At 46.3% G+C, this 22918-nt stretch carries 24 protein-coding genes; 10 read left to right on the top strand and 14 right to left on the bottom strand.

From position 1 onward, the window contains the following. Positions 1 to 30: 30 nt before the first annotated feature. Together FXV75_RS16010 and FXV75_RS16005 are read right to left on the bottom strand one after the other, a co-directional pair. Complete coding sequence (locus FXV75_RS16010; RefSeq protein ID WP_148835006.1) at positions 31 to 1419, bottom strand: TRAP transporter large permease subunit; 1389 nt, start codon at positions 1417 to 1419, stop codon at positions 31 to 33. Then, on the bottom strand, positions 1419 to 1940 hold the full coding sequence (locus tag FXV75_RS16005) for a TRAP transporter small permease subunit (protein ID WP_148835004.1): 522 nt from the start codon (positions 1938 to 1940) through the stop codon (positions 1419 to 1421). Before FXV75_RS16005 ends, FXV75_RS16010 begins: the two co-directional genes overlap by 1 nt. A 499-nt stretch (positions 1941 to 2439) precedes the next feature. Between FXV75_RS16005 and FXV75_RS16000 the strand changes: the two genes are divergently transcribed. Together FXV75_RS16000 and FXV75_RS15995 are read left to right on the top strand one after the other, a co-directional pair. Beyond that, positions 2440 to 2994 (top strand): AAA family ATPase, encoded by a 555-nt coding sequence (locus FXV75_RS16000; RefSeq protein ID WP_148835001.1) that lies wholly within the window; start codon positions 2440 to 2442, stop codon positions 2992 to 2994. Between the two features lie 249 nt (positions 2995 to 3243). Beyond that, on the top strand, positions 3244 to 3435 hold the full coding sequence (locus FXV75_RS15995; protein ID WP_148834999.1) for a hypothetical protein: 192 nt from the start codon (positions 3244 to 3246) through the stop codon (positions 3433 to 3435). Between the two features lie 76 nt (positions 3436 to 3511). Here FXV75_RS15995 and FXV75_RS15990 read toward each other — a convergent pair whose 3' ends face one another. Both FXV75_RS15990 and FXV75_RS15985 read right to left on the bottom strand, forming a co-directional pair. Beyond that, a complete protein-coding gene (locus FXV75_RS15990) occupies positions 3512 to 3811 on the bottom strand; it encodes a type II toxin-antitoxin system RelE/ParE family toxin (RefSeq protein WP_148834998.1) in 300 nt (99 codons plus the stop codon). Continuing rightward, complete coding sequence (locus FXV75_RS15985) at positions 3799 to 4056, bottom strand: type II toxin-antitoxin system Phd/YefM family antitoxin (RefSeq protein ID WP_148834996.1); 258 nt, start codon at positions 4054 to 4056, stop codon at positions 3799 to 3801. Before FXV75_RS15985 ends, FXV75_RS15990 begins: the two co-directional genes overlap by 13 nt. A 238-nt stretch (positions 4057 to 4294) precedes the next feature. Between FXV75_RS15985 and FXV75_RS15980 the strand changes: the two genes are divergently transcribed. From FXV75_RS15980 to FXV75_RS15955, 6 genes are all read left to right on the top strand, one after another. After that, complete coding sequence (locus tag FXV75_RS15980) at positions 4295 to 5263, top strand: PstS family phosphate ABC transporter substrate-binding protein (protein WP_148834994.1); 969 nt, start codon at positions 4295 to 4297, stop codon at positions 5261 to 5263. Between the two features lie 110 nt (positions 5264 to 5373). Continuing rightward, a complete protein-coding gene (locus FXV75_RS15975) occupies positions 5374 to 7632 on the top strand; it encodes an ABC transporter permease subunit (protein ID WP_148834992.1) in 2259 nt (752 codons plus the stop codon). 11 nt (positions 7633 to 7643) lie between these two features. After that, a complete protein-coding gene (gene pstA / locus FXV75_RS15970) occupies positions 7644 to 9347 on the top strand; it encodes a phosphate ABC transporter permease PstA (protein ID WP_148834990.1) in 1704 nt (567 codons plus the stop codon). Between the two features lie 36 nt (positions 9348 to 9383). Continuing rightward, entirely contained in the window at positions 9384 to 10214 is an 831-nt protein-coding gene (pstB, locus tag FXV75_RS15965) for a phosphate ABC transporter ATP-binding protein PstB (protein WP_148834988.1), read from the top strand. A gap of 14 nt (positions 10215 to 10228) precedes the next feature. Then, positions 10229 to 10942 carry a phosphate signaling complex protein PhoU gene (gene phoU, locus FXV75_RS15960; protein ID WP_148834986.1) on the top strand — a complete coding sequence of 238 codons (714 nt, stop codon included), beginning with the start codon at positions 10229 to 10231 and terminating at the stop codon, positions 10940 to 10942. Positions 10943 to 11030: 88 nt separating this feature from the next. Further along, a complete protein-coding gene (locus tag FXV75_RS15955) occupies positions 11031 to 11531 on the top strand; it encodes a GAF domain-containing protein (RefSeq protein WP_148834983.1) in 501 nt (166 codons plus the stop codon). Here FXV75_RS15955 and FXV75_RS15950 read toward each other — a convergent pair. The 3 genes from FXV75_RS15950 to FXV75_RS15940 are packed head-to-tail and all read right to left on the bottom strand — an operon-like array spanning position 11528 to position 14196. After that, positions 11528 to 11866, bottom strand: coding sequence for an Hpt domain-containing protein (locus FXV75_RS15950; protein WP_148834981.1), 339 nt, complete (start codon positions 11864 to 11866; stop codon positions 11528 to 11530). The genes FXV75_RS15955 and FXV75_RS15950 overlap by 4 nt on opposite strands. Next, entirely contained in the window at positions 11859 to 13682 is a 1824-nt protein-coding gene (locus FXV75_RS15945) for a sensor histidine kinase (RefSeq protein ID WP_148834979.1), read from the bottom strand. Before FXV75_RS15945 ends, FXV75_RS15950 begins: the two co-directional genes overlap by 8 nt. 4 nt (positions 13683 to 13686) lie before the next feature. Further along, positions 13687 to 14196, bottom strand: coding sequence for a hypothetical protein (locus tag FXV75_RS15940; protein WP_148834977.1), 510 nt, complete (start codon positions 14194 to 14196; stop codon positions 13687 to 13689). Positions 14197 to 14464: 268 nt separating this feature from the next. Between FXV75_RS15940 and cysZ the strand changes: the two genes are divergently transcribed. After that, the gene (gene cysZ / locus FXV75_RS15935) at positions 14465 to 15244 is read left to right on the top strand and encodes a sulfate transporter CysZ (RefSeq protein WP_148834975.1); all 780 of its coding nucleotides are present in this window, start codon (positions 14465 to 14467) and stop codon (positions 15242 to 15244) included. Further along, positions 15244 to 16086 (top strand): response regulator, encoded by an 843-nt coding sequence (locus FXV75_RS15930; RefSeq protein WP_148834973.1) that lies wholly within the window; start codon positions 15244 to 15246, stop codon positions 16084 to 16086. Before cysZ ends, FXV75_RS15930 begins: the two co-directional genes overlap by 1 nt. A gap of 49 nt (positions 16087 to 16135) precedes the next feature. Here the strand turns inward: FXV75_RS15930 and phoR are convergent, their stop codons facing one another. From phoR to FXV75_RS15895, 7 genes are all read right to left on the bottom strand, one after another. Further along, the gene (gene phoR, locus FXV75_RS15925; RefSeq protein WP_148834971.1) at positions 16136 to 17452 is read right to left on the bottom strand and encodes a phosphate regulon sensor histidine kinase PhoR; all 1317 of its coding nucleotides are present in this window, start codon (positions 17450 to 17452) and stop codon (positions 16136 to 16138) included. Further along, positions 17449 to 18144, bottom strand: a complete 696-nt coding sequence (phoB, locus tag FXV75_RS15920) for a phosphate regulon transcriptional regulator PhoB (protein WP_148834969.1) — start codon at positions 18142 to 18144, stop codon at positions 17449 to 17451. The genes phoR and phoB overlap by 4 nt, the downstream gene beginning before the upstream one ends. An 84-nt stretch (positions 18145 to 18228) precedes the next feature. Then, entirely contained in the window at positions 18229 to 19083 is an 855-nt protein-coding gene (gene ubiA / locus FXV75_RS15915; RefSeq protein ID WP_148834967.1) for a 4-hydroxybenzoate octaprenyltransferase, read from the bottom strand. Beyond that, positions 19080 to 19640, bottom strand: a complete 561-nt coding sequence (locus tag FXV75_RS15910) for a chorismate--pyruvate lyase family protein (protein ID WP_148834964.1) — start codon at positions 19638 to 19640, stop codon at positions 19080 to 19082. The genes ubiA and FXV75_RS15910 overlap by 4 nt, the downstream gene beginning before the upstream one ends. Before the next feature lie 6 nt (positions 19641 to 19646). After that, on the bottom strand, positions 19647 to 20915 hold the full coding sequence (locus FXV75_RS15905) for an HDOD domain-containing protein (RefSeq protein ID WP_148834962.1): 1269 nt from the start codon (positions 20913 to 20915) through the stop codon (positions 19647 to 19649). 94 nt (positions 20916 to 21009) lie between these two features. Next, positions 21010 to 21789 carry an amino acid ABC transporter ATP-binding protein gene (locus FXV75_RS15900; RefSeq protein WP_148834961.1) on the bottom strand — a complete coding sequence of 260 codons (780 nt, stop codon included), beginning with the start codon at positions 21787 to 21789 and terminating at the stop codon, positions 21010 to 21012. A 22-nt stretch (positions 21790 to 21811) separates the two neighbouring features. Then, a complete protein-coding gene (locus FXV75_RS15895; protein ID WP_148834959.1) occupies positions 21812 to 22912 on the bottom strand; it encodes an amino acid ABC transporter permease in 1101 nt (366 codons plus the stop codon). Positions 22913 to 22918 lie beyond the last annotated feature (6 nt).

Below are 22918 nucleotides of genomic sequence, written 5' to 3'. Positions count from 1 at the left end.
CTGTTCTTTCAGGCGTCCATTTTTACGGGATTAATTTGCATACACTTGTTCAGGTAACCAAGTGGCCAATTCAGGCCAAATAGATAGCAGCACTAACACAAAAATCTGAATTAAAATAAAGGGTAATACGCCCTTGTATATCGATTGTGTTCTTAATTCTGGGGGCGCAACGCCTCGTAGGTAAAACAGCGCAAAACCAAAGGGCGGCGTTAAAAACGACGTTTGTAAGTTAATGGCCATCATAATGCCCAACCACACAGGGTCTAAGCCCATCGCCAGTAATACCGGTGCCACAATAGGTACCACTACAAACGTGATTTCGATAAAATCTAAGATAAAACCAAGGAAGAACATCAGTAACATGACAACGATCATGGCACCAACAACACCGCCTGGCAGCTGCGAGAAGAAGTCTTGAATCAGCTCTTCACCACCAAAACCTCGGAACACGAGAGAAAACAGCGACGCACCGATCAAGATCATGAACACCATACAGGTGACCTTGGTAGTGGAGTACACCGCGTCTTTTAAGGTTGGAAAATTCAGCTTTCCGCTGGCCAGCGCTAAAATAGCAGCCCCTAATGCCCCCACACCGGCGGCTTCAGTCGGTGTCGCAATGCCGCTCAGAATAGAGCCTAATACCGCAAATATAAGCACCAACGGTGGAACCAAACCTTTGATCAGCTGAAAGGCAAGTGGCTCAGTAGACCCGTTACGAAGCTCTTCACGAGGTACCGCAGGGGCTTTGTGTGGTTGCAACCAAGCGACGCCAATAACATAAAGAATGTACAAAGCGACTAAAATCAAACCAGGAATCAGTGCGCCGACAAACAAATCGCCCACGGAAATGGTTTTGGGCGAGAAAATACCCATTTCCAGTTGGGCTTTTTGAAAGGCATTCGACATCACATCGCCCAACAACACCAAGGCAATCGAGGGTGGAATGATTTGTCCAAGCGTACCAGTTGCACAGATAGTACCGGCGGCTAATGCAGGATCATAACCGCGCCGTAACATGGTTGGTAATGAGATCATGCCCATGGTGACCACGGTCGCGCCTACGATGCCCGTACTGGCGGCTAACAACATACCCACCAGAATGACTGAAATTCCCAAACCACCCCGTAAAGTACCAAACAGCATCGCCATAGATTCGAGGAGCTTTTCAGCGAGTTTGGATTTCTCCAGCAGCACGCCCATTAGCACGAAAAGTGGCACCGCAATAAGAGTTTCATTGCCAATAATACCAAATAAACGATTGGGTAAGGCCTCTAAGAACACCCCATCAAAGGTGCCGAAAAACGAGCCTACAGCGGCAAAAATCAGTGCCACACCACCTAATGAAAACGCCACCGGATAGCCAAACAGTAGGCACACACATACGCCAGCAAAGAGCCATAAAGGAATAAATTCAGCCATTAGCGTTGTCCTTTCACGGTGCGTGCCGAGGTAATAATGCCAATATTTTTTAAAATATCCGCTAAGCCTTGAACGATTAAGCTGACCATCATAATAGGGATCAGCGTTTTAAGCAGATACACAAAAGGCAACCCGCCTGGTTGTGACGATGTTTCCAAAACACGCCAAGAAGCGCTGACATAATCCAGACTCAAATACGCGGTATACAAGGTAAAAGGCAACAAAAAGAAGAGACCACCAATGATGTTTACCCAGGCTTTCTTCGTCTCTGAAAATTCACGGTAAAACACATCCACACGAACGTGCTCATCGTCTTTAAAAGTGTATGCGGCCCCGAGCATGAACACCATCGCATGAAAATATAAGACAGACTCTTGCAACGCGATCGAGCCGACTCCAAAACCATAGCGCAACAGCACGACCAAGCAAGTAAGCAACATCATTGCTAACGTAAGCCAAGCCACCCACCTTCCCATGTAGTGAGAAATCGACTCGGCCGAACTGACCCATTTGTTTAACATTAAAATACCCACAGTGTTTCATCATGATGAACAGATTTTACGGTCTACTTTAGGCAAGTAACGCTTAATAAGTAACCCTTCTTAAGCGCGCAGACATCCAAAAAAAATCCAGAGCGCTAGTTTATGGGATAACGTCACGCTTGGGAATAATCAAGACCGACCAAATCGGAGCTCAACGCGTTATAGCGGATAATGGCAAGTCTTGACAGAGACATCCTAGCAAAAGAGGCTGGTTAGTAGAGGCGGGACAGAATGGCCTTACTGTTGAGTGTGGGGGTGACTTTCATCGAACGCTAGAAGATATTCCTAAGCCGACCGAGTATTATTGTAAAAACCATCTTGATTGATGCAGAGAGTGTTGGCAGTGTTAATCGTGTAGGTTGCTTACGTAGATGACAAAGCGGATAAGCTTTCTGTGTTAATGAGAGAATAATGATAACTCGGAATTTTATGATAAGCCTCTGAGTGTAGAGTGTTAAGGATTTGTTATGTTGAAAAAATGATCATCAAAAACCTTACTGTATTTGCCGAGGCAGAATTGACATTCTCAGCTGGTCTGAATGTCATCGTTGGTGAAAATGGTTGTGGTAAATCGCATTTACTTAAATCCGCTTATTCGCTAATCGCAGCCAGTGCGGAAGAGGGACGTAAACTAAGTGCAAGTGTTCCAACAAAAACGATTTTGCAAAAAGTGTACGCTTATAAATTGGTGAATATATTACGTCCGGAAACGTTAGGAAGGCTGGCTCGTCGAAAGCAAGGTAGAGAACGCTGTGAGTTAGCGCTTTCATTTGAAAACAATGCCTTAGACACCGACCTTAATTTTGCAACGACAAGCAAGTCAGAGGTTGTTATAGGCAGTCTAAGTAAGGATTGGCAACCAAAAGCTCCTGTTTTTTTGCCAATACGAGAGCTTTTAACCTTATACCCTGGCTTTGTATCGATTTATGAAAATCATTATTTAGAGTTCGATGAAACGTATCGTGATGCGTGCTTATTGCTAGGAGCACCTGCATTGAAGGGTCCCCGCGAGAAAAAAGCGGCCTCATTATAAACGCACTAAGCCAATCGATCTTGGTGATGAAATTGCCATTAAAATTCGTGATACTTTAGCTGGGCTTGTCGCTGCTCAATGTTATGCTAACGACACAGAAGAGAAAAAATTTGCTCGTAGCGCATTAAAGGCCAAAAGTTTTAGAGTGGTGCTACATTTAGAACAACCACAGAAGCATAGCAAACTGTTTCCAAAAGCAATTGATCGTGTGCTTCTAATACTGGAGTGATTACAATTGGTGAAGGAAAAATGTTTATTGCGAAACAAGCAGCAACAGGTTTTCCTGGAACTGGTGGGATCAAAACAGAGTCACTTAAAGAATCATCAGGATATTGTATGTTACAAGGTAAAAGTTTGAAAGTTGTTGAGTTAAAAGAAAATGAAGGGCCTTTTATTTTAGGGAAGTACCCAAGAGTTGAGCTTACATTTCTTTGTGAGTAAATGAGGTACATCCGATGTATAGCAAGGCAAACTACAAGAAGAGTTATTGTTCCTAGTGTATTAAATTTAAAAATATTTATCTCTGAAGAAGAAACTTACGCAGATCTCGCTCTTGGCGCATGACATGCAGAATATACACTTCGTCGTTGTCTACTTTATAGAAAATACGACAAGGATTAACAATAATTTCTCGGCAATTTAGGTTAGATACTTCGTTAGGTATTTTGCCTGAATCAGGAAATTTTTCCAGTCTCTGAATATGATCAAAAATATTTTTCACTAGCTTCTTAGCGGCGTACGGATTGCTAACGGCAATATACTCAGCAACATCGTTTAGATTGTCTAGCGCGGGCTCAGTCCAAATTATTTGAGCCATTTAGCCATTTTCTCTTTAGCTTGTTCCATGTCCATTGTTCGGCCATCTCGAATAGCCTGTTCACCTTTGGCGATACCTTCAAGAATCTTCATCCGATCTACCATCAACTCGTAATCAGCAACGTCAACTAAATAGGCAGACGGTTGACCATGTTCAGTGATGAGAATAGGTTCTTTTGATTCATGCAGATCAGCAAGCAGCTTCGTTGCCTGCCTTTTTAGTGTCGTAACAACTTCGGTTCTCATAGTGGCGCCCTACCTCAAAATGTATCACTATAGTATCACTCTGCTTGAATGTCTTCCTAGCAGTAAATGGCTGGTTATGGATCCTGTACGCATTTACGTTGGTGAGCCCCAAAACATTTTTTCAAAACATTTTGCGCTTTAACATATCTGTCACATAACTTTTCTATAGTGAAAATCATTGAACGAGCCATGAGCAGTTGCTCATACATTTTTGATGATAACCACTGAGGTTTATGTGATGAAAAAGTTAGTTGCAGGTTTAGCGATGACAGCAGCCGTTGGCATTTCGGCCAATGCGTTTGCCGATGTTGATGCAAATTTAATGTCTTACAGCAAAGCGAGTGGCGTTTCAGGCAATATTTCAAGTGTCGGTTCTGATACCTTAGCGAACTTGATGACGCTGTGGGCGGAGGATTTCAAGCGTTTATACCCAAATGTAAACATCCAGATTCAAGCAGCGGGCTCTTCTACTGCGCCACCAGCGTTGACAGAAGGGACTTCTAACTTTGGTCCTATGTCTCGTATGATGAAAGACAAAGAGATCGCAGCGTTCGAGAAAAAATTCGGTTATAAGCCAACAGCGGTTCCAGTGGCAATCGATGCATTGGCGGTTTTTGTTCACAAAGATAACCCAATCGAAGGTTTGTCACTTCCTGAAGTGGATGCCATGTTCTCTTCTACTCGTAAAGGCGGACACAGCGAAGACATCACAAGCTGGGGTAAAGCAGGTTTGACCGGTGCTTGGGCGAATCGCGACATACAGTTGTTTGGTCGTAACTCCGTATCCGGTACTTATGGTTACTTTAAAGATAATGCGCTGTTCAAAGGCGATTTCAAAAACAGTGTAAACGAGCAACCAGGTTCTGCGTCTGTTGTGCAGTCTGTTTCTACGTCTCTTAACAGTATTGGTTATTCCGGTATTGGTTACAAAACCTCTTCTGTTCGTGCGCTGCCTTTGTCTAAGAAAGAAGGTGATGCGTTTGTAGATGCGTCTTTAGAGAATGCAGCAGCGGGTAAATACCCATTGTCTCGTTTCCTTTACGTTTACGTAAACAAAGCACCAAACAAGCCACTTGAACCACTACAACGTGAATTCGTAAAAATGGTCTTGTCTAAAATGGGTCAAGAAGTTGTTGTTAAAGATGGTTATGTTCCACTACCAGCTAACGTTGCTGACAAATACCTAAAAACATTGGGTATTAACTAAGTAAGTTTGGCGATACGGATGAACACCAAAAGCAGGATGGCGTAAAGCCCTCCTGCTTTTCGTTCCCTTCTCCCTGTCATAAAATTGTCACACAAAAAAGATGAATTCGGATGACTACACCAACTGACCCTCGGATGCCGGAGCTGGATTTTAATACCCCCGCTCTAAAGCGTCATCGTAAACTTCGAGCCCTGAAAGACCGTATGGCTGGAATGGGCATCGCCATCGGAGGCAGCAGCGTAATTTTGGCTGTGCTTTTGATCTGTTTCTATCTCTTGTATGAAGTTGCTCCATTATTTTCTAATGCGTCGATTGATGCAAAAGCAAGCTACACCTTGCCAGCAAATGAGCAAGGCGACAGCCTGTATTTGGCCATGGAAGAGCAATCTGAAATTGGTATGCGAGTCGCCAGTAATGGCAGTGTGGTTTTCTTTTCGATCGAAGATGGTTCGGTTATTGAAACGATAAAGAATCCACGCGATCAGGCGATTACGAGTTTTACCGTGGAGTCAGATACCAGTCGATTGTTGGCGTTTGCCTACGACGACGGCAAGGTGTTGATTTCAAGACACAACTACAAAACTTCTTACCCCGATGGAAAGCGTAAAATTACGCCATTTGTTGATTATCCTTATGGCGAGACCGCGATCAATGTTGCGGATTTTCCGATTGAGCATCTTGCGATACGCGATGGCGACGACGGTTTGACTATTGCCGCGTCGAGCGACTCTCAGAGCGCGATGTTAAAAGTCACCAAAGACGTGAACTTCATCACCGAAGAAGTGGAGCTGACTGAGCAACGTGAAGCATTGCCGTTTATTGCGGACATCAAGAGCTTGCTGATCAGTGGTAACCAACGTTCCTTGTACGTGGCAACCCGTGCGGGTGTGTTGAGTGAGTTTGATCTACGAGACTTCGATAATATTCGCTTAAAAGACACCGTGTCTTTGTTATCGGATGGTACAAGCTTGGTGTCGATGAGTTACTTGGTCGGCAAAACCTCGGTCATGGTGGCGGATTCCTCTGGTCGTGTGAGCCAATGGTTTAACGTGCGCGACGATGCAACAAACGAAGAAACGCTGCATTTTATTCGGGATGTTAAGCAGCCGATTGCCTTAGTTGATTTGGCCATGGAACAGCGCCGTAAAGGCTTTGCGACCTTGGACGAGCGTGGCTTGGTTGCGATTTATAACGCCACATCCGAACGACAAGTGATCAACGAAAAGCTCAGCGACGATAGCGCGCGCTTAATTAGCTTTGCGCCTCGTGCAAATGGCTTGTTATTGGAAGATGGCAAAGGCCTGCATTTTTACTACGTCGACAATGAACATCCAGAGGTGTCTTGGTCGTCTATTTGGGGTCAAGTTTGGTACGAAAGTTACCCAGAGCCAACGTATACGTGGCAGTCGTCGTCTGCCAGTAACGATTTCGAACCGAAATACAGCTTGATGCCATTGGCATTCGGTACCTTAAAAGCCGCATTTTATGCCATGTTGATGGCCGTGCCATTGGCGATTTGTGGGGCGATTTACACGGCGTATTTCATGGCGCCAGCGCTGCGTCGTAAGATCAAACCCGTGATCGAGTTAATGGAAGCCTTACCAACGGTAATTTTGGGTTTTTTGGCGGGTCTGTTTTTCGCGCCTTTCCTAGAAGAGAATCTTGCGGCTACGTTTAGTATTTTAGTGGTGCTACCGGTCGGTATTTTACTGTTTGCGTACCTATGGTCGCGTTTGCCAACCGGTATTCGTTGGTTGGTACCAGAAGGTTGGCAGCCATTGTTACTGATTCCTGTCATCGTCTTTCTGGCGTGGTTCTGTTTAGCGCTTAGCCCTGTTCTGGAGGTGAATTTCTTCGGCGGTAATATGCGTGGTTGGATCACCAATGACCTAGGCATTACTTTTGATCAGCGTAATGCATTGGTAGTGGGCTTTGCCATGGGTTTTGCGGTGATTCCAACGATCTTCTCTATTACCGAAGATGCGATCTTCAGCGTACCAAAAGCCTTGACGCAAGGCTCGTTGGCATTGGGCGCAACCTACTGGCAAACCATGACACGCGTTGTCTTACCGACAGCCAGCCCGGGTATTTTCTCGGCGGTGATGATAGGTATGGGTCGTGCCGTCGGTGAAACCATGATCGTTTTAATGGCGACGGGTAACACACCGATTATGGACTTTAATATCTTTGAAGGTATGCGAACCTTGGCGGCCAATTTGGCGGTGGAAGTGCCTGAGTCCGAAGTGGGCAGCTCGCACTATCGTATTCTCTTCTTGGCGGCGTTTGTGTTGTTCATCTTTACCTTTGTGGTGAACACCATCGCTGAAACCGTGCGTCAGCATCTACGCAAAAAATACGGGTCGCTATAATGAGTATTGAGATGAAAATGAAGAAAAAATCCGTATCCGAGTGGGTTAAGTCCGGTGATCCATGGGTGTGGCTAAACGCGGGTGCGGTGGCGATTTCTGTCATCATGGTAGTGGGGTTACTGTTGCTGATTGCCGTACGCGGTTTGGGGCATTTTTGGCCAGCGGACGTGATGCAGGCGACGTATTCGTTACCAGGTGATAAGTCTTACACCATGGTGGCGGAGCGTGTCGAAAGTGTAGAAGTCACCTCGGCACAATTACGCGAAGCCGGTGTGAACTTACCAGCAGATGACGATGAATTCCTCCAGCGCACGCTATTGAAAATGGGTAACCGTGATGTTTATGGCGCGGATTTCGGTTGGGTATTGGATAAATACCTAAGCGATGTGCAAACGCCAGACATGCTGTTTGCTGCCGAGCGTCATGAATGGGGTAATTTATACGGTTACTTGATGTCGGTAAAAGAAGGTGGGCGTGTTGTTTCTGAAACCACTGACCTAACCGCGACCGCATCGGCTTTAGCGACCTGGGCGATTTTCGAGAAAAGCATCGAGCGTGCGGCAACGATTCACGACGACATCAAAGACATCGAAAAATACGACATCGGTAAGATTAACCATGCTCTTGAGCGTATTCGTTTGAAGCAGCGCCGGTTAGAACTAGAAGGTCAGTTAACCCCAGCGGTCGAAGCGGATTTAGCCGCCGAGCGCTCTCAGTACGACGAGGCGTATAAAGGTCTGCAAGCGAATTTGGCGGATCTGTATCAGCAAATCAACCGAGATTCTTTCACGGTTCGTGTGATGGATGGCACAGAACACGATATTCAAGTGTCGAAGATTGTGCATGCGTTTCGTCCAAATGCTATGTCAGTGACCGATAAGCTGGCGTTTTATTTTGTGAAATTGTGGGAATTCTTAACCGATGAGCCGCGCGAAGCCAACACGGAAGGTGGGGTGTTTCCGGCCATTTTCGGTACCGTAATGATGGTGCTCTTGATGACCGTACTGGTAACACCGTTTGGTGTGGTGGCCGCTGTGTATTTGCGTGAATACGCGTCGCAAGGCTGGGTCACTCGGGTGATTCGCATCGCGGTGAACAACCTCGCCGGTGTACCGTCTATTGTGTATGGCGTATTTGGTTTAGGGTTTTTCATTTACTTCCTAGGTTCTGGTATTGACCAAGCGTTCTTCCCAGAAGCTTTGCCATCGCCTACTTTTGGTACGGGCGGCTTGATGTGGGCATCGATTACCTTGGCGCTGTTGACCGTGCCGGTGGTGATTGTCGCGACGGAAGAAGGGTTATCTCGTATTCCGCGCAACGTCCGTGAAGGCAGCTTGGCGCTGGGTGCGACCAAAGCCGAAACCTTATGGCGCGTGGTGTTGCCGATGGCCAGCCCAGCGATCATGACTGGCGTGATCTTGGCGGTCGCTCGCGCCGCTGGTGAAGTGGCGCCTTTGATGCTGGTGGGCGTGGTGAAACTCGCGCCATCTCTGCCTTTGGATGGTAATTACCCCTTCATCCATTTGGATCAAAAGTTCATGCACCTAGGGTTTCATATTTACGATGTCGGCTTCCAAAGCCCCAACGTAGAAGCCGCTCGTCCCCTTGTGTACGCGACGGCCTTATTGCTAGTGATCGTGATTGCTTTGCTTAATTTGTCAGCGGTCACCATTCGTAACCACCTACGTGAAAAATACAAATCGCTGGAAATGTAAGCGGTTAAGAAAAGATGACTTTAAGAAGAGAACAGTATGAGCGACGTAAAAACACATTCTATCGACATTTCAGCCATGCAGCGCAGCCAACAGGCGTTGCGTATTGAAGACGAAAAAGTTTGCCTTTCGGTCAATGACTTGCACCTTTATTACGGTGAGAAAGAAGCGTTGAAAGGGGTGAATATGATCATCCCTGAGAAAAAAGTGACGGCCTTCATTGGGCCATCTGGCTGCGGTAAATCGACCTTGTTGCGTTGTTTTAATCGTATGAACGATTTGGTTGATAGCTGCCGCATTACCGGTGAAATCAATCTGCACGACAATAACATTTACGCCAAAGGCACCGATGTGGCCGAGTTACGTCGTCGCGTGGGCATGGTGTTCCAAAAGCCGAACCCGTTCCCCAAAAGTATTTATGAAAACGTGGCCTATGGCCTGCGTATTCAAGGCATCAACAAGAAGCGCTTATTAGATGAAACGGTTGAGTGGGCACTGCGTTCCGCCGCTTTATGGGACGAAGTAAAAGACCGTCTACACGAAAGCGCCTTGGGCATGTCGGGTGGCCAGCAACAGCGCTTGGTGATTGCCCGTACTGTTGCGGTAAAACCTGAAGTCTTGCTGTTGGATGAGCCGGCGTCGGCACTGGATCCGATTTCGACCTTAAAAATCGAAGAGCTGATCCATGAGTTGAAAAACGAATTCACTATTGCCATTGTGACGCACAACATGCAGCAAGCGGCGCGCGTGTCTGATTATACGGCGTTTATGTACATGGGCGATTTGATCGAGTTTGGTGATACCAATACCTTGTTCACCAACCCAAGCAAACAACAAACAGAAGACTACATCACGGGCCGCTACGGCTAGGCGGAGGACGCATTATGAAAGAGTTAACCACGGATCATATTTCTCAGCAGTTCAACAACGAATTAGAACAGCTTCGCCGGCATTTTTTGACCATGGGCGGTGTGGTTGAGAACCAAGTACAGGACGCCGTGCAAGCGTTGCTTGATGCCAACGGCTCATTAGCGGAAGATGTGAAGAAACAAGACACCACGGTGAATCAGTTGGACGGTTTGATCGACGAAGAATGTCGCCGCATTTTGGCTAAACGCCAGCCTGCTGCGTCGGACTTGCGAATGATCTTGTCGATCAGCAAAGCGGTGAGCGAATTGGAACGCATCGGCGACGAGGCGAAGAAAATCGCCAACCTGACGTTGAATCTCATTAACGAAGGCGAATCGCCTCGTGGTTATGTAGAGATCAATCGTATTGGGCAAATGGTATCTCGGATGATCCACGATTCTTTGGACGCTTATGCGCGCTTAGACTTAGAAGCCGCGGTCAAAGTAGCGAAGCAAGACCGTGTGGTAGATCAAGAATACAACACGGCGATGCGTTCTTTAGTGACCTACATGATGGAAGATCCCCGCAGTATTTCCCGCGTGATGAACGTGATCTGGGTGCTGCGTTCTTTGGAGCGTATTGGCGATCACGCGCGTTCTTCGTGCCAGCATTTGATTTTCATGATCAAGGGTGTCGATGTTCGTCACGTGAATGTGAACGATTTGTCGGCTGACATGAGTAAAAAATAAGTAATCTCATGGATTTCTTCGGTGCACCAGTAGGCGATTGAGCGGATTTTGCTATGATGGCTTTTTTGCTTATTCGGTGCCCAGAACCATGTTTACGATCGATATTGATCCTAGTGAATCCCTCGAGTCTTCTTATCTGCAATTAAATGCGCAATTAGCGGCCTTGTTGAGCGGCGAACGTGATCTTATCTGCAATGCGGCACAGTTGTCTGCTTTTGTAATGCAAACTCTTCCTGATTTGAATTGGTCTGGTTTTTACTTTGCTCGTGGTGAAGAACTGGTGCTGGGGCCTTACGTGGGTCACGTGGCGTGCACGCGGATTTCCTTTGATCGTGGGGTGTGCGGCAAGGCGGCGACCTCTTTGCAGGTGCAACGTGTCGACGACGTTCATGGGTTTGAAGGCCATATTGCCTGTGACGCGGCATCGGCCTCTGAGCTGGTGATTCCTGTGGTGGTCAACAGTAAGCTGATCGGTGTGTTTGACATCGACAGCCCGATAGTGACGCGTTTTACCGATGTGGATCTGGCGGGTTTACGGTCGTTTGTGGCGACGTTTGTTGCAGCGACGGACATGACATGGTCGCTTTAATCGGCGAGAAAATAGGCTTCTAGTGCGTTTAAAGAATCTTGATACAGTGTAGACAAGCCATCTACGTTGGCTTGTATGACCGTGTCATTGTGTTGTGCCGCGGCCGATTCGATCTGTTGGCAGCGCTTTGCAAACCCTTGCAGCGCCATGTTTAGGCTGGCCGATTTAAGTGAATGGCTCACTTCTTCTAATTCATGGTAATTTTTGTCTGCCCACATCTTTTGTAACCGCGTCATTTTTTCTGCACTGTCTTCGATAAATTCTAACCGTATGGCGTTAATAATATCTTTTCCTAGCATGTCGAACAGTGATTCTAATTGTGTGTCATCAATCATCGTTTTGGATCTCTAGTGGTGGATGTTGAGCCGTAAATAAAGTCGTTAGGATCGATTCTAGTTGACTTTGTGTCAGAGGAAAAGTCAGCGCGATGACAGACGACATCGGGTGGTTAATCGCTTCGATATTGTAACTCAAAACGGGACACGCTCTTTTGTGCCATTGTTGGAGTGCGTCGCTGTCATCGCGTTCAAAGCGAGCGGTATTGCCTAAAATGACGAGGTCACAGTGTTTGTATTCTTGCAAGCGGCCTTCTTTTGAAAGTACTACGTTGATGTTAAACGTGGCGAGTTGCAAACTGAGGATTTTGGCCAGCTGAGCATCGGTTTCGATCAGCAGGGCGCTTGTTTTATCTGGGCATTGAAAGGTCTGAGGGTCTGAGCGCGGCGCCAATTGAGGGGCACTAAAGGGAATGTCGACCCAAAACTCACAGCCTTTTTGTGGCGCACAGGAAAAGTGCATTTCACCCTTCATTAGGTAAATCAGTTTGTGACACAGAGCGAGATGCAAACCAACTCGGCTGGGCAACGTCCCATCGGATTGCATTGGCATAGAAGGGTTGACTCTCAAATGCTGCTGCAACTCGGTTGACATCCCAAGCCCCGTGTCTCTCAGGGCTATTTGCAACATGCCAGCTTGCTGTGTATCCGCCAGTCGAGACAGGTGCGCGCTTGTCGACGCTGGACGTCTGATTTGTAAACTGATGCTGCCAGAGGGCGTATGGGTAACGGCATTTTGCAGTAAGGCTACAACGATCTCTTTTACACGCACAAAATCCAAACTCAGTGGCGTGGGTAAAAGTGGGTCTATATACAGAATACTCTGCACATTTTTTCGTGTCATTTGGGTGTTTAGCAAGGCAAAGCAGCTTTCAATATGCACGTGTAATGAGCCATCAGTGGGGGTAAGTATCAGTTTTTTAGCGTCAATGAGCGCCAAGTCTGACAGCATTTCAATAGTATGAAGCAATTGCAGCCCAGACTCTTCGATATGCTCTGAAAGCTTGTCGGTATCGTTGGGCATACTCCTTTTACTGAGGGTATTGGCGCTGCCTAAAATCGCACTAATAGGAGAGCGAATTTCTTGATGAATAAAAGCCAGAATGTCGACTTTGTCTTCATGAACACTTTTGATGCTCGCAGTAAGGCGTTTATTGTGTAAATACGTACGCTGCAATTCGCTGATGCCTTTTATGATAAAAAAGCCTAAGCACAAGAGACAAAGGAAAAGGCTCATAGCGAGCATTTGAATGGCGTCTAAGTTTTCTTGTAATAACTGGCGTTGTGAGCTGATGTATTGATTGCTGCCATTATTAACGAGTGTGACAAACTCATTGATCTGCTCGTCGATGTTGTGAAGGCGTTCTATTAGGCTAGGAAGGTAATCGTATTCACCGTTTTCAATTTTTGAGAGCTGAAAACTGAGTAACTCCAATTCTCCATTGATGATATTGAGCAACCTCGTGGTACGGCCATTTTCAAAATTACGAATCAGTTCGCCGACGTCGCCTCTTCTGAGCAGGTCAACACGGCTCATTAAAAGATCGTATTCGAAAAACGCATTTCCTTGCAGTGAAGGCGCTGTCTTGTCTAGTTGAATCAAGTAATTGAGAAAGCGATAAGATTGCACATGCAATTGCAGCGCGTTCCACAGTGTGCTTTCAAACACTCGACGGCCGTTGTTATTTGAGCTGTCGCTGGTGAACGTAATAATGCTTAACACCGTGATAGAAAGGGCGATAATAAGCGCAATAAAACCGTATAAGACCCATTGTTTAATTTGAGAGAGCCAAGGGGTTCGTTGAAATAATCGCACGGTTTTACTCCATTAAGACCATCGATTCAATGCGACTAATTTGCCAGATAGAGCGCCCATAATACTCTTCAGATTTCAGCGTTTCTTTGTCGTCGAATGGATAGATCATCATAATCGGACCAAGGTTTCTGATGCTTATTAGGTTGCCATCCATGTGGGTCGCAAAAATGGCCCCATGCTCAACAAAGTCAGTGAGTGGGATGTCCGTCATGTATTGATTAAGCGCAGTGACTTTTAACCGTGTCCCCTCGCTTTTTATATAAGCGAAAAGATCAACCGCCGAGAAGCCTTGGTAGGTGTGCACTTCTTTTGTCCATGGAGTGCGTGTGGTCACAAAGCGTTGCGGCAACCGGTTCAGCATGGCCATATCGAACGTAACACCTTGTTTTGAAGGCTTGGTATGAATGGTGTCTGAAACGGTGAGAATCACAGGACCTTGTGGCGTCTCTGTGGCGTGAGTTACCACAGAGAAAAAGCCTAAAAACAGCAAAACACAGAAAGTGAACACACGCATGGGGCTGAGCCTTAAAACCGCTACAAAAATAGCCAGTAAAGAAAATGGACAATGAATAAAAATAGCGGGCTTTTTAGACGATTGCTAGACAACGACGCCATAAGACTGCATTGATTTGAAAAAAAACAATTTTTTATCCCGATAAAGCGAAATGTGGTGAATGTTTGCTTTAAACACAGGTAATTAGAACCGCGTTGTGGAGCCTAGAATGCCCTCATGATATTCTGTCCGCTCTTTACAAAAATAGACAAAAAGGTAAAACGATACCGTGATCACACACCCATTTAAAGCGGCTGGGGCTTTTTTAAAAGCCTTTCCATTGGTGCTTTCTAAAGAGTTAAGGCTGTTTATATTGGCGCCCTTACTCGCGAATTGCTTGCTGATAGGCTTATTGTATTTTGTGGCGTTCAGTTATTTTCAAACCCTGATGGATTCAGCAATGGGGTACTTGCCCGAGTGGGTGTCTTTTCTTAATTGGCTGTTTTATTTGATTTTTGCGGCCATTATTAGCGTGTTGTTGTTTTACAGTTTTTCTGTTGGGGTGAATATTTTAGCGGCGCCGTTTATGGCTTTTTTGGCGGAAAAAGTAGAAGCAAAACAAACCGGTAAAGTGTTCGATGAAACCTTAACCGCGGGCGTTATTATGGCGATTGCGGGGCGCAGTTTGCAGCGTGAATTCCAAAAAATACTCTACTTTTTGCCTCGTTTTATTTTGTTGCTTTTGTTGTCGTTTATCCCTTTAGTGAACGTCATTGCGCCGGTGTTACTGCTGTTATTTTCCATGTGGATGTTGTCTTTACAGTACATGGATTATGCCTTCGATAACAACAAGGTGACTTTTCACGAGATGCGGATGGCGTTGCGCAGCAAGCCTTTGTTGTGCTGGACGTTTGGTGCCATTGTAATGGTCGGTTTAGCGATTCCTATTTTTAATGTATTTATGATGCCGATTGCAGTTGTGGCCGCCACCTTGTTATGGATTTCGGTGTTTAGAACACAACACGGTGACTTTTCCGCGTTGTTAGATCGCCCCCGTGGAGTATGGTAATGGCCATGAAAATCTTAATCGTTGATGATGCTTCTTTTACGCGCGATTTGATCCGCCGTACACTGCGTAAGCAGTTTCCCGCGGTGGAGATTGAAGACGCAATAAATGGTCGAAAGGCGCAACAACTCATGTCAAAAATGCAGTTTGATATGGTGTTGTGTGACTGGGAAATGCCTGAAGTGACGGGGGTCGAGTTGCTGAAATGGTGCCGAGATCAGCCTAATTATAAAAAAGCAGACGTCCCCTTTGTGATGATCACCAGTCGTGGCGATAAAAGCCACGTTGTCGAAGCGGTGCAGTCTGGTGTAACGGATTATCTTGGTAAGCCTTTTTCCAGCGAGCAGCTGGTGAGCAAGGTGATGTCCGCCGCGAAGAAACACGGCCTTGAGCATCGGTTAGCGTCGCAAAAGCCCCGTGAATCCATTAGTCCCGGTGGTGTGGGGGCGGCGTCGTTAGATATTCTGATGGGAGGGGGGAGATCGGCGCCCGTAAAGGCGACGAAATTTACTCACCCTGACGCGCCCGTTGTATCTGTCAAAGAGGTGAAAATACCGACACTGGTGCGATTTGAAAACAAACAATTTCGTTGCATGGTGATTCAATTCAGTAAGACAGAGGCGACCATGTTGATAAAAAGCGACGACGTGGTGCCTCAAGTATTGGGCCAAGCGGTGTTGGATTTGGAATTTTCCGGCCAGGTTAATCGCCTGAATTACTACATACAGTCTGTTTCAACCACAGAGAAAAAACACGACTCTACGTTTTTGACGGTGGTGCTGGGACTGATCGATCAAGACAGTGAAAAAGAAGTTTTTATTAGCACATTATTCGACAGCTTGTGAGTTTTTCTTTGTTTTACCCGTTGCGTTGTGCGCGCAAGGGGAGAGCGTTTTAAGACGTTGGCGGTACAGGGCGGTTGTCGTTCCGTACTCTGCTAGCAGGGAAGTAGCAAGCAAACTTACTGCCGATGCCCGGTTGGCTTTTTACCTGCAATTTGGCGTCGTGGTGCAGTAAAATGTGCTTAACAATTGCCAGCCCTAATCCTGTGCCCCCCGTTTTTGATCCTCGTCCTTTGTCTACTCTAAAAAAACGCTCTGTTAGCCGCGGGATGTAGTTTGGCTCAATGCCGATGCCCGTGTCTTGTACCGAGAAAATTCCGTTTAGCTCGTTGGATTCCCATGTGACGGTAATATTGCCGCCTTCAGGGGAGTATTTTATAGCATTCACCACGAGGTTAGAAAACGCGCTGTATAATTCTTTATAAGCACCGTAAAGGTGAGCATTATCTGGAATGTGTACGTCGATGATGTGTTGTTCCGACAGAATAGGCGCAGTGGCATTGGTGATGGTTTTGACGATGTCGCTTACGCTATGCCACTGGTTTTCTTCGCGTTTGTCATTGCTTTCTAAGCGAGAGAGTAAGAGAAGGTCTTCGATCAGTTGTTCCATGCGTTCCGACTGTTCAGACATGTTGACGATGCCCTTTTGCATACTGGCAGGTAACTTATCTTTGAACATGCCTAAGGTTTCTAGGTAGCCTTTAATCACGGTAAGGGGGGTTTTTAATTCATGAGAAGCGTTAGCGACAAAGTCTTTTCGCATTTGCTCCATCAGGTGCAAGCGGGTTACATCTCTGATAAAAATAAGGTGATCGTTTTTATCGTACAATGTGGTTTGGATTTCTAGGTAGATGCCTTCCATTGATGGGGATTTAATGACTAAGGGCTCACCAAAACGCTTTTGACTAAAATATCTAAAAAACTCTGGGCTGCGCACAATGTTCGTGATCATTTGACCGCGATCGACTGGACGAACTAAACCAAAAAAATCGGCCGCGGAATTGTTCCACCACTCTAAATTACCTTGGTTATCCGCCATGATGACGCCTTCTTTTAATGCAGCGGTGGAGCTTTCTATTCTGGTCAGTGCTTGGCGCATTCGACGTTTCGATTTGCGTTGCTTCTTTTGTAATCGATGTACGGCATCAAACACATCGCCCCAAATGCCGCTGGCTTCAGGAGGAGCGCCACGTCCAGAATGTCGCAACCAATAATGAAATTGATAAAGCTGATAAAGCTGTAAATACAGCGATCCTAAAACGTACAGCAGTAAAACACCTAATAGTTGACCAATGATTAGGCCAATGACAACACAGGAGGCAAGGCCTGCTAACCATGTGAGAAAGGTGTTTCGCCATATTGTTTTCATACAGACCTTTTTGCAGAGAAGCGGTAGCCAGTCCCTCGTACCGTTTGAATTAAGAAATCATGAGAGCTACCAATGGCTTTGCGTAGACGACGAATATGCACATCGACGGTACGCTCTTCAACATACACATTGCCTCCCCAGACTTGATCCAATAATTGGGCTCTTGAGTAGGCGCGTTCTTGGTGAGTCATGAGAAATTTTAGCAAACGATATTCTGTTGGCCCCATGTCTAACGGGCGGTTATCTATGGTAACCCGTTGGCTAATAGGATCAAGCGTTAAGCCTTCCACTTCAAGCGGCTCGTCCACGCCCTGAGGCGTAGCACGACGCAATACGGCTTTGAGTCGGGCGACCAATTCTCTAGGTGAGAAGGGCTTGGTGATGTAATCATCCGCGCCAACTTCTAGCCCTTGAATTTTGTTATCTTCTTCGCTTTTAGCCGTCAAAATAATCACCGGTATTTCTGCCGTAGTGGTGTCTTTTTTAAGTCGACGAGTCAGCTCGATACCGCTGCCACCAGGCATCATCCAGTCGACTAGGATAAGGTCGGGCCGATGGTCGACAATTATCTCATGAGCTTGCTGAATATTTTCGGCTTCCAAATATTCATAGCCCGCCATTTCAAGTGCAATGGCGATCATTTCACGAATGGAAGATTCGTCGTCAATTATTAATACTTTTTTACCGGTCACAGGATACACCCTCATCTCAGGAACGGTTTCATTAAAGCGGTCAAATGTGACAATTCGGTTACATTGTCATAACTTTGCCATAAATTAGATAAAATAGCTGAAAGCTAGGCCAAGAAAAATACAGCCCCCAATGCGATTATTATCTAAAAAAGAGCGAAAGCAAGCGTGTCGATCCCGTGTTTTGGCTTGGCTAAATTGTTGATAAAAAAGCCCACTACACAGAACGAGTGCGGCGAAATAGGGCCAATTTAATGTGGCAAGCACGCCGATCCACGTCAGTAACGATAAGGTCAAACCTTGCAAACATACAATCACAAATAAGTCGTATTGGCCAAATAAAATGGCAGTGGATTTGATGCCAATTTTTAAGTCGTCTGGGCGATCTGTTATAGCATAGTAGGTATCATAGGCAATCGTCCAAAAGCAGTTGGCTATAAACAGCATCCACAGTTCAGGATCCGTTAGGTCGCCCCCTTGTGCGCTGTATGCCATGGGAATCGACCACGAAAACGCCAACCCAAGAAAGAGTTGAGGCAGGTGCGTATAACGTTTCATAAAGGGGTAAAGCACCGCTAACCCTAGGCCAGCAAAGGACAGCATGATGGTTCTTACATCGGTAAAAAGCACCAGTATAAAGCTTAGTAAGCACAGCCCAGCAAACAGCATTAACGCCTCTTTTTCAGACACTCGGCCAGAAGGCAGGGGGCGATTTTTGGTACGGTCAACGTAGCCGTCAACTTTTCGGTCGGCATAATCATTGATGACACAGCCTGCGGAGCGCATGCTGAATACTCCTAACACAAAAATGACGATAAGGTGCCATTCAGGCAAACCATCGGCCGCGAGCCACAAAGCCCATAAGGTGGGCCACAGCACTAAAAAAGAGCCGATAGGTTTGTTAAATCGTGTTAAGTCTGCGTAGTCTTTTAGCATGCTCATAAAAATCCAAACGGCGGTTTTAGGGGAATGTCATCAAAAAAAGCTTCGTTCACTAGTATGCCGGGGCCATATTGGTGAAACACAGAGCGTCTTGCCCACAGTGCCGAGGCCTGATTAGGAAACAGGCGCTTGGGTAATTGGGTCACTTCAATCGCGCTCCTGCGTAAGGCCCTGTACTGAAAAAGGTAACCACCTAGGGGGGTATTTTTTAACTGTTTTACTTGTCGCCAATGACCACGCAATGATCGAGCAGGGATCACTGACCGTGCGTAAATAACCGCTGAGCCGTTTATTCTGAGTAGAACAGTGCGAATGCGAGCCGCTTCTCTTGGACGTAAGGACAGCCTTCTTCTTTCGCGCGATGTAGGAGCCCCCCAAGTGTCTTCAAGCACGTCGACCGTCAGAATGCCAAGGCTTTGTAACGTTGCGGTTAACGAGTCTTGTGTGACTAGCCAGGGCCACAAATGACGGGGTACGTTGTTTTTATTAATTCGATGCACAGGCGACCAGCGATAGTCGAATTGTTGAGCAGCAGACGGGTTCATTAGTGTCGTCATGGCGTGTTAGGCGTTCATCTTTTGGATAAGAGCGACCATTCTATGCAACTCGGTCGAGTGTTGAAAGACCGCATTGCACTGTGCTTTTGTTTCTTCAAGACTCAAACCAAGCGCGCGTAACGCCGAAGGCTCAATGTTGTTATCGTGGCGCAATTGATGTGATACATACAGTAAGGTGGCAAGAGTGGCGTGTTCGCCATAGTAATCAGGGTTTTTACTGTATCGTATGGACATCCAGATGCTCTCTGGAAGGCCCCAATGACGGAGCAACCAAGAGCCGAGTTGCTCTTTGGTAAAATGCATGATTTTCATTTCGATCAATTCTGATGACAAATGTGCGTTGGCTTCTTGATAGCGTGACAAAATCGAAAAATGGGGTGGAAAAATCGTACTGAGGGCTAAGTAACCAAAGTTCTGTAGTAATCCCGCTAGGTACGCGTGGCCGATTTTTGGGCGTTTAGGTGCTGGCATGGCGTTTACCAATGCGGTCATGAGTGCCGCGTTGGAAACCGAGCCAAACCAAAAATCCTCGTAGTGGCGTGGTCCGTCTTGTGGCGTTCTAAAGGCTGTCCCGATGGATAATCCCAACGCGAGATTCATGACCATGTCAAAGCCCAGTACACGGATAATGGCGTCTTCGATAGAGTCAATAGAGCCAGGAGCACCGTAATACGAAGATGAAGCCCAGCTGATGACTTGGGCGCTTAAACTGGGGTCTAGCGCGATCGCATCACACAGTTCATCGGTACCGGCGGTTTCTTCGGTGGAGAGCCGAATAATACGATGAGAAGACGGGGGCAAAGGTGGAATTTCTAGGGTTTCTTCAAGCCGTTCTTTAAGGCGAATGGATTGAAATCGACCTAAAGCGTGAAGAATTTGCATTTCGTCGTCTTTGTGACTCTTGGCAGGGGGGTGAATGTGTTGCGTAGGGACGGAGATAGGCTCAAAGCGATTCAAAGGGCCTGAAAACATCGTTTTTAGTTCTTCAGAAGTGATCTCATGATATTGACCATCGGCTTTATTACGAATGGAAAAAACCCCTTCGTTTAGCAGTGTATTTTCTAAGATGGTCATCACCCCATGGGGTTTTATCACCGTATCCATTGAATTTTGGGCGTGACTTGTTGGTTCAAATCGACGTTTTGTGAGGCGTGAGACAGCAGACATATCCAGCATGTTGTTGCCCGGAAAGATCACCTGCAAGCGACCAACATGGTCTACTAGCTGCACCACGCGTAATGTTATTCTGGGCTGACGCCCTACCGAAGGTTTCATACACTTCCTTGTGGTTATGTTGTAGGGTGTTGGCATGAAAAAGCCCCAAAAAAGGGGCTTCGTCAATATGGCTGATTTTACCTGCTCGTTCTGATTAGTGATTCAGAATTTGGCTTAAGAACATTTGCGTACGGTCATGTTGCGGATTATCGAAGAACGCGTGAGGTTCGTTGGCTTCCACAATTTCACCCGCATCCATAAAGACAACACGGTCAGCAACGGTTTTAGCAAAGCCCATTTCGTGTGTTACACACACCATGGTCATGCCTTCTTCCGCGAGTTGCACCATGACGTCCAATACTTCTTTGATCATTTCAGGATCGAGCGCCGATGTGGGCTCATCAAACAACATGATACGGGGCTGCATACACAAGCCACGTGCAATCGCCACACGCTGTTGCTGACCACCAGAAAGCTGACCTGGGTACTTCAATGCTTGGTTGGCGATTTTCACGCGCTCCAAGTAATGCATCGCCATTTCTTCCGCTTGTTTTTTAGGGGTTTTACGAACCCAAATAGGGGCCAGTGTTAGGTTTTCTAAGATGGTCAAATGCGGAAATAAATTAAAATGTTGAAACACCATGCCCACGTCCTTTCGGATCGCTTCGATGTTCTTCAAGTTATTATTCATCTCCACACCATCCACTAGAATGGTTCCTTTTTGATGCTCTTCCAGACGGTTAATGCAACGTGTCATGGTTGATTTACCAGAACCAGAAGGGCCACACACCACGATGCGTTCGCCTTTTTTGATGCTGAAATTGATGTTTTTCAATACGTGAAAGTCACCGTACCATTTGTTTACATCATTAAACTCAATGATTGCTTCTTCGCCCTGCGCAAGTTGGGCACGAGCCATGTTTGTATTTGTCATAATAAAGACCTCAAATTCCTAACTAATTTCGCTTGTGCCCAGTTTCTAACTTACGCTCAATTCTCATACTGTAGCGAGACATACCAAAACAGGCTGCCCAGAACACAAAACCAGCAAAGGCGTAGCCTTCAATGGTGGTGCCCAACCAGCTTGAGTCGTGAGTCGCGGCTTGGATTCGACCAAGTAGATCGAACATGCCCACAATGTACACAAGCGTGGTGTCTTTAAACAAACCAATGAAAGTGTTCACGATACCTGGAATAACCAATTTTAATGCTTGTGGCAAAATGACCAAGATCATAGATTGCCAATAAGTCAGACCCGAGGCGTCGGCCGCTTCGTATTGCCCTTTAGGAATGGCTTGTAAGCCTCCACGAATTACCTCAGCCATGTAAGCGGCAGAAAATAACGTGATACCAATAAGAACGCGCAGCAACTTGTTAAAGTTCATACCTTCTGGCAAAAACAAAGGAATCATCACTGATGCCATAAACAAGATAGTAATCAGAGGCACCGCACGAACGGTTTCGATGAAAACAATACACACAGATTTCGCAATTGGCATGCTTGATTGACGACCCAGCGCCAACAAAACACCCAAAGGGAAAGAGGCCACAATGCCGACAACACCCAATAAAGTGGTTAGGAATAACCCGCCCCAAAGAGACGTTTCAACCACTTCTAAGCCAAAGACACCGCCAGCGAATAAGAAATACGCTATGACTGGGTAAACAACGATAATCCCAATAGATAGGTACAACTTATTGACTGTTTTGACCGCAAAAGTACCAATCAACATCACCAACAGAATCAGCGCTAAATTAATGCGCCATGTTTCTTCTGAAGGGTAAAGACCGTACATAAACTGGTCAAAATAGACGCCGATAAAGGCCCAGCATGCCCCTGTACCAGTACAGTCAGCTTTAGATGCACCGCTAAAAGTAGCGTTAATAAAGCCCCACTCGATTACCGGCGGAAGAAGCAAATACAGCACATAGAAGCTGAATAGAGTTAACAATATATTAAGAGGGGACGACAACAAGTTCTGACGTACCCATGCCACGGCACCAACAGAGTTAACTGGTGGTGGAAGGCTTGGTGATGGTTTGAATTCAATAGCCATGTTCTT

It is taken from the genome of Marinomonas sp. IMCC 4694, assembly GCF_008122525.1.
Taxonomy (GTDB): domain Bacteria; phylum Pseudomonadota; class Gammaproteobacteria; order Pseudomonadales; family Marinomonadaceae; genus Marinomonas.
Note: the sequence above shows the minus strand (reverse complement) of the source record. Positions and strands in the feature narration are given on the sequence as shown.

Coding starts and splice junctions, on each gene's coding strand:
- FXV75_RS15900 (WP_148834961.1), bottom strand. CDS start 21,789: ATGACAAATACAAACATGGCTCGTGCCCAACTTGCGCAGGGCGAAGAA.
- FXV75_RS16010 (WP_148835006.1), bottom strand. CDS start 1,419: ATGGCTGAATTTATTCCTTTATGGCTCTTTGCTGGCGTATGTGTGTGC.
- FXV75_RS15980 (WP_148834994.1), top strand. CDS start 4,295: ATGAAAAAGTTAGTTGCAGGTTTAGCGATGACAGCAGCCGTTGGCATT.
- FXV75_RS15930 (WP_148834973.1), top strand. CDS start 15,244: ATGGCCATGAAAATCTTAATCGTTGATGATGCTTCTTTTACGCGCGAT.
- FXV75_RS15975 (WP_148834992.1), top strand. CDS start 5,374: ATGACTACACCAACTGACCCTCGGATGCCGGAGCTGGATTTTAATACC.
- FXV75_RS15995 (WP_148834999.1), top strand. CDS start 3,244: ATGTTTATTGCGAAACAAGCAGCAACAGGTTTTCCTGGAACTGGTGGG.
- phoU (WP_148834986.1), top strand. CDS start 10,229: ATGAAAGAGTTAACCACGGATCATATTTCTCAGCAGTTCAACAACGAA.
- pstA (WP_148834990.1), top strand. CDS start 7,644: ATGAAAATGAAGAAAAAATCCGTATCCGAGTGGGTTAAGTCCGGTGAT.
- phoR (WP_148834971.1), bottom strand. CDS start 17,452: ATGAAAACAATATGGCGAAACACCTTTCTCACATGGTTAGCAGGCCTT.
- FXV75_RS15905 (WP_148834962.1), bottom strand. CDS start 20,915: ATGAAACCTTCGGTAGGGCGTCAGCCCAGAATAACATTACGCGTGGTG.
- FXV75_RS15895 (WP_148834959.1), bottom strand. CDS start 22,912: ATGGCTATTGAATTCAAACCATCACCAAGCCTTCCACCACCAGTTAAC.
- ubiA (WP_148834967.1), bottom strand. CDS start 19,083: ATGAGCATGCTAAAAGACTACGCAGACTTAACACGATTTAACAAACCT.
- FXV75_RS15950 (WP_148834981.1), bottom strand. CDS start 11,866: ATGATTGATGACACACAATTAGAATCACTGTTCGACATGCTAGGAAAA.
- FXV75_RS15985 (WP_148834996.1), bottom strand. CDS start 4,056: ATGAGAACCGAAGTTGTTACGACACTAAAAAGGCAGGCAACGAAGCTG.
- FXV75_RS16000 (WP_148835001.1), top strand. CDS start 2,440: ATGATCATCAAAAACCTTACTGTATTTGCCGAGGCAGAATTGACATTC.
- FXV75_RS15955 (WP_148834983.1), top strand. CDS start 11,031: ATGTTTACGATCGATATTGATCCTAGTGAATCCCTCGAGTCTTCTTAT.
- FXV75_RS15910 (WP_148834964.1), bottom strand. CDS start 19,640: ATGACGACACTAATGAACCCGTCTGCTGCTCAACAATTCGACTATCGC.
- FXV75_RS15940 (WP_148834977.1), bottom strand. CDS start 14,196: ATGCGTGTGTTCACTTTCTGTGTTTTGCTGTTTTTAGGCTTTTTCTCT.
- FXV75_RS15990 (WP_148834998.1), bottom strand. CDS start 3,811: ATGGCTCAAATAATTTGGACTGAGCCCGCGCTAGACAATCTAAACGAT.
- pstB (WP_148834988.1), top strand. CDS start 9,384: ATGAGCGACGTAAAAACACATTCTATCGACATTTCAGCCATGCAGCGC.
- FXV75_RS16005 (WP_148835004.1), bottom strand. CDS start 1,940: ATGTTAAACAAATGGGTCAGTTCGGCCGAGTCGATTTCTCACTACATG.